Annotated in this window: 4 protein-coding genes; 3 read left to right on the forward strand and 1 reads right to left on the reverse strand. The window is 42.3% G+C overall.

All coding sequences use genetic code 11. The features are described from left to right. Nucleotides 1–727: 727 nt before the first annotated feature. Nucleotides 728–2,080 (reverse strand): YjiH family protein, encoded by a 1,353-nt coding sequence (locus tag ORD22_RS15020; RefSeq protein WP_317646964.1) that lies wholly within the window; start codon nt 2,078–2,080, stop codon nt 728–730. Nucleotides 2,081–2,410: 330 nt separating this feature from the next. Between ORD22_RS15020 and ORD22_RS15025 the strand changes: the two genes are divergently transcribed. The 3 genes from ORD22_RS15025 (at nt 2,411) to ORD22_RS15035 (ending at nt 5,231) form a co-directional block, all read left to right on the forward strand. Beyond that, complete coding sequence (locus tag ORD22_RS15025; RefSeq protein WP_317646965.1) at nt 2,411–2,944, forward strand: DinB family protein; 534 nt, start codon at nt 2,411–2,413, stop codon at nt 2,942–2,944. A 98-nt stretch (nt 2,945–3,042) separates the two neighbouring features. Beyond that, nucleotides 3,043–4,668, forward strand: coding sequence for a M20/M25/M40 family metallo-hydrolase (locus ORD22_RS15030; protein WP_317646966.1), 1,626 nt, complete (start codon nt 3,043–3,045; stop codon nt 4,666–4,668). A gap of 428 nt (nt 4,669–5,096) precedes the next feature. Next, the gene (locus tag ORD22_RS15035; RefSeq protein WP_317646967.1) at nt 5,097–5,231 is read left to right on the forward strand and encodes a hypothetical protein; all 135 of its coding nucleotides are present in this window, start codon (nt 5,097–5,099) and stop codon (nt 5,229–5,231) included. The last annotated feature ends 248 nt before the right edge of the window (nt 5,232–5,479 follow it).

A 5,479-nucleotide genomic window follows, 5' to 3' on the forward strand; every position in this document is an offset into this window, starting at 1 on the left:
TTTTTGTGCGGTATTAGTTAGCCTAGTACATTGAAGTCAAAAAGTAGAATTCGCTAAGTTCCAAAGACTACAAAACTACACTGTACTTACTAGCGAAGGCACAACTGCGGGGTCGGCCGAAACAAAGAGACAGCTAGCGCCCTTTGCTAGTTGGCTCTTTGTGGGAGGCAATCCCCCACGTGCCGAAGCGATGATAGAAAGCCGATCTTCACTAACTTCGGCATTGGAAAAGTTAGTAAGGGATTCAGTAAGTTCAAGTCACATCGAGCCGTTTTTGTATGTAGTGAAGGAATTCATCACTGAACCCACTTCGGCGCTGGCGGATGGCTCCCGCAATGAGCCAGAAAGGAAGATCGCCTCTCTGTCTCATCGCTCCGCCTACCGCTTGTAAGGCGCCTTCGTTTTTTGTGTAGTTATTAGTTAGCCTAGTACATTGAAGTCAAAAAGTAGAATTCGCTAAGTTCCAAAGACTACAAAACTACACTGTACTCACTAGCGAAGGCACAACTGCGGGGTCAGCCGAAGCCATGAGACAGCTAGCGTTCTTTGCTAGTTGGCTCATGGCGGGAGGCAATCCCCCACGTGCCGTAGCGGTGATAGAAAGCTGACCTTCACAAACTTCAGTATCGAAAATAAGTCGTGCAACGCCTCAACACAAACTAGTTTTAATCCAGACGTATCTACGCAAAAAACTGCTATAGCGAAAAGGCTATAGCAGTTTTCTTCGTTAAAACAATAAATGTGCAATACCCGCAATAATTGGCAGTGCGATGAGTGTGCGAAGTAAGAAAATGATCAGCAAGTCGAAAATGTTTAGTGGGATTTTCGTCCCTAAGATCAATCCACCGACTTCGGACATATAAATAAGCTGGACAACGGAAATTGCAGCGATTGTAAACAATGTAATAGGTGACGTGATAACACCTTCAGCTAAAATGACCGGTAAGAACATATCTGCGAAACCGACAACCATAGTCTGTGCGGCATCTGCAGCTTCTGGGATTTGAAGGAAGTTCAATATATATTCGAACGGTTTCCCCAATATCCGGAATATATTCGTATATTCTGCCAAAACTAATGCGACTGTACCAAATGCCATAACGACTGGCGTCACACCAAACCACATATCTAAAACATTTTGCATCCCAGATCTAACAGTTTTCACAACTGAGCGCTGTTTCGAAGCTGTTGCCAATGCATTCTCGATCCCCAATGAAAACAAATTCGTATTCGCGGGAAGTTTTTCATCTTCTTCTAAATACTCCCGATCATCAATATACGTGTTTTTAATCGAACGTAGTGGATAGATTCGCGGCATGATCAGTGCCAAGATCAAACCGGTAATAATAACGGTCGCATAAAACGGAATGAAGTAATTAGCCATTCCAACTGTATCAATAATAACTAATGAAAATGTAATGGACACGACAGAAAATGTTGTAGCAATAATAGCAGCTTCTCGCTGCGTATAGTGACCATCTTCATATTGCTTACTTGTCAATAAGACACCAATCGTTCCGTCACCAATCCATGAAGCGAATGCATCAATAGATGAACGACCAGGAAGATTGAATAACGGTCGCATAATTTTGACCATCAACGTGCCGAAAAATTCAAGGAGTCCAAAGTTCAATAATAAAGGTAGTAAAAATCCTGCAAAGAAGAAAATACTGAACAAAAAGGAAACAAGTCCATCACTTGCTAATAACAGTCCACCTGTATTTTCGCTCCAAATCGCTTCAGGTCCTAATTTAAAAACGACCATAATAGCGAAGATTGCACCGATTATACGTGTGATCGTCCAGAAAGGAGTCACTTTAAATAAGTTCAAGAAAAATGATGGGCGATGTGGATCTCTCTGTACGAAAAGATAAATAACAGATCCGATGGCCGAAAGTGCAATCAAGTACATCATTATCTGAGGGATAATCGGTTCTAATGAGCTTGCTAGTACATCCGCAAGTTTGGCAATGGGTACTTTCCAGCCGGCTTCAAATGGCAGTGGAATCATAAACAGAATAATACCCAGTATAGAAGGGATTAGGAAGATGAACCACGTACTGGCAGTATATTTTTTCAAGGTGCTTCTCTCCTTGTAGTCAATGTCTGAACTTGTATATTTATACATTATACTGTGTATTGATCAGTTGTAAACACTTTAACATAAAGTGCAATTTTTCAGTTAGCGAAGTGACTACCGAGTTAAAGTAGTTGGACGTATGCTTATCCTATAAGTTGGTATGAAAAACATCCTAAACGCCATGAAATGTGTAGTTCCTGACTGCAATTTTTCATGGCTAAAACCTTCTGTAATTCGGAAAAATGAAATATAAACAACTCCCTTTAAAACTTCGAAGAAAAGGAGTATGCTATTCCCATAGTAATGAGTTTGAGAAAGAAATGGAGGAGGATGTTGGTGGTTTTTGGAGAAAACATCAAAGTCCGTAAGCGTATCTTACAGTTGATCGAAGGATTGACTGATGAGGAATTCAACGGAAAGCCATCAAACGGCGGTTGGTCACCTAAGCAGATTGTGGAACATTTAGCATTAATGGAATGTCAAGTGGCTACAAACATCGCCAAAGAATTGAAAAATCCCGACAGTCTCCGTGTATTTAAGAAACCGATTAGTGTGTGTTCCAGTCCGCTCTGGAAAGCTTATTCATTGGAATATACTGACCCGACGGATATACACCTTTCTATCTCGGATATCAAAGAAAGACTGCATCAATCTAGAAACTTTCTCCTTGATATTTATGACTCAGCGACAGAAGTGGAGTTAAGGGGAAAATCTTTAAAGCATCCTGTGTTTGGTAATGTTCCGCTGATCCAATGGTTCCACTTCGTAGGATTTCATGAAAAAAGACATTTACGGCAACTAAAGCGAGCAGTGGAACAAGTGAAAACTACAAAGCTATCGCTTACTCAATCATATAAATATTAAGTATAATAGAAGAACTTGGTCAGAAACTGGCGCAAGTTCTTTCATTATTTAGCGAGTAATCATCAATACCTTATACTACTAGAGGAGGAGAATATTCTATGAAAAGATACTGTTTTGACACACCCGAAAAATTACGCAACCTATTATGTGAACTAGTTAGCTGGGACAGCCGTACGTTAACGGAGGGAGAACGTTTCTTTTCTTGGAAGCTCCAAAATAAATTAAGTGAACTAGCTTATTTTGAGAAGTACCCTGAGCAAGTGACGTTACATGATGCAGGTATGGGAAGACAAGTGGTGCATGCACTTTATAAGCATCCAGAAGCTACAGAGACAATTGTTTTAATCAGTCACTTCGATACGGTACATACCGATGAATACGGAGCGCTTGAGCCACTAGCTTTTCATCCTGAAGAATTAACGAAGAAGTTGCTGGAAGATAAAGCTGCGTTAACTGACGTTGCGCGCGCGGATTTGGAATCCGGAAATTACTTATTTGGACGCGGTACGATGGATATGAAGATGGGATTAGCATTACATATACAGTTAATCGAGCGAGCAAGTATCGAAAAATGGCCAATCAATTTACTACTATGTACTGTACCAGATGAAGAAGTAAACTCGGCCGGTATGCGTGCGGCTGTTAAAGAACTCGTACGTTTACAAGAAGTAGAAGGCCTTAACTATAAACTGTTTTTAAATGGCGAGCCTTCGTTTTCTCAAGGTCCGACAGATACGAAAGAATATATCTACTCGGGGACAATCGGTAAAATCATGCCAGCCGCTTTGTTTTATGGTAAGGAAACGCATGTTGGAGAGCCGTTGAAAGGAATCACAGCGGATTATATGGCTTCCTTTTTAACGCAAGCAATGGAGTGGAATCCTCTGTTCCAAGAGACGGATCGAGGAGAATCTACGCCACTCCCTGTGACGTTGATGCAAAAAGACTTGAAAATCCAATACTCTACGCAAACACCACAACGTGCAGCTGCTTTGTATAATGTCTTTATATTTAAACGGACCGCAGCTGAAGTGATGGATTTATTTGAACAAGTCGCAAATGAAGCGATGACACATTGTAATGAAGCGTATCAAGCGGTTTGTACGCGTGAATCAGCAGACACGATTGGCCATATTCGTGTGTTGCGGTTTGAAGAGTTATTAGATTATGCGACGAAGAAGTTAGGCACAGGGGAAGTTGCACGCTTGAAGCAAGAAGTATTACTGCAGGAAGACTGGGATGATCGCGAACAATCCATTCGAATTGTGGATACATTGATGATTGAATGTCAGGAATTAGGACCAGCAGTTGTGTTGTTCTATGCACCCCCTTATTATCCGGCCGTAAATTCTTCAGACGATCCCCTTGTAATGGAGTCTATTGAATTCTTGCAAGAGAGAGCGCAAGTGTTTGATCTGACGCTAGATCATGTTCATTATTTTAATGGGATCTGTGATTTAAGTTATGTTCATTATGAAGATGAAGGTGATCATTGGAAAGCTTTTGCGAAGAATACGCCTGTTTATGGAGCGACGTATGATATTCCGTTTGAGGATATGCGGAAGTTGACGGCGCCGGTGTTAAATGTCGGCCCGTTTGGTAAGGATGCGCATCAGAAGTCGGAGCGTGTTCATGTTGATAGTGCGTTTAAGGAAATGCCTGTGTTGCTTGAGCAGCTTGTGAAGAAGCTTGCGGGGATGCAGCAGTTGCCGAAGTCTAGGTGATTAGAGAGGAGCTGTTTCAAGAAGGTGTGGTTTATGCCTTCTTGAACGGTTCCTTTTTTGTGTAGGCTGACCCCGCAGTTGTGCCTTCGCTAGTGTGTACAGCGTAGTTTTAGTAAGCTTTGTTACAGGGAAAAACAATTTTGTGTTGGATCGTAGCACGACTTTTTTTAGATACTGAAGTTAGTACAGGTCAGCTTTCTATCATCGCTTCGGCACGTGGGGGATTGCCTCCCGCCATGAGCCAACTAGCAAAGAACGCTAGCTGTCTCATGGCTTCGGCTGACCCCGCAGTTGTGCCTTCGCTGGTGAGTACAGTGTAGTTTTAGTTGGCTTTGGTATTTAGTAAAATTCGCTATCAGACTTTAAAGTACTATAATACTTACTTCCCCTCACCAAACGCAGGCGCCTTACAAGCGGTAGGCGGAGCGATGAGACAGAGAGGTGCACTTCCTTTCTGGCTCATCGCGGGAGCCATCCGCCAGCGCCGAAGTGGGTTCAGTGATGAATTACTTCACTACATACAAAACGGATCGATATGGCTTGAACTTACTACTAGTTTGTAATGTGTCGTAGCGCGACTTTTTACGGTACTAAAGTTAGTGAAGGTCATCCTTCTATCATCGCTTCGGCACGTTGGGGATTGCCTCCCGCCAGGAGCCAACAAGCAAAGGGCGCTAGCTGTCTCTTTGTTTCGGCCGACCCCGCAGTTGTGCCTTCGCTAGTAAGTACAGTGTAGTTTTGTAGTCTTTGGAACTTAGCGAATTCTACTTTTTGACTTCAATGTACTAGGCTAACTAATACCGCACAAAAA

Origin of the sequence: Sporosarcina sp. GW1-11, assembly GCF_033088395.1 — a bacterium.
GTDB lineage: Bacteria > Bacillota > Bacilli > Bacillales_A > Planococcaceae > Sporosarcina.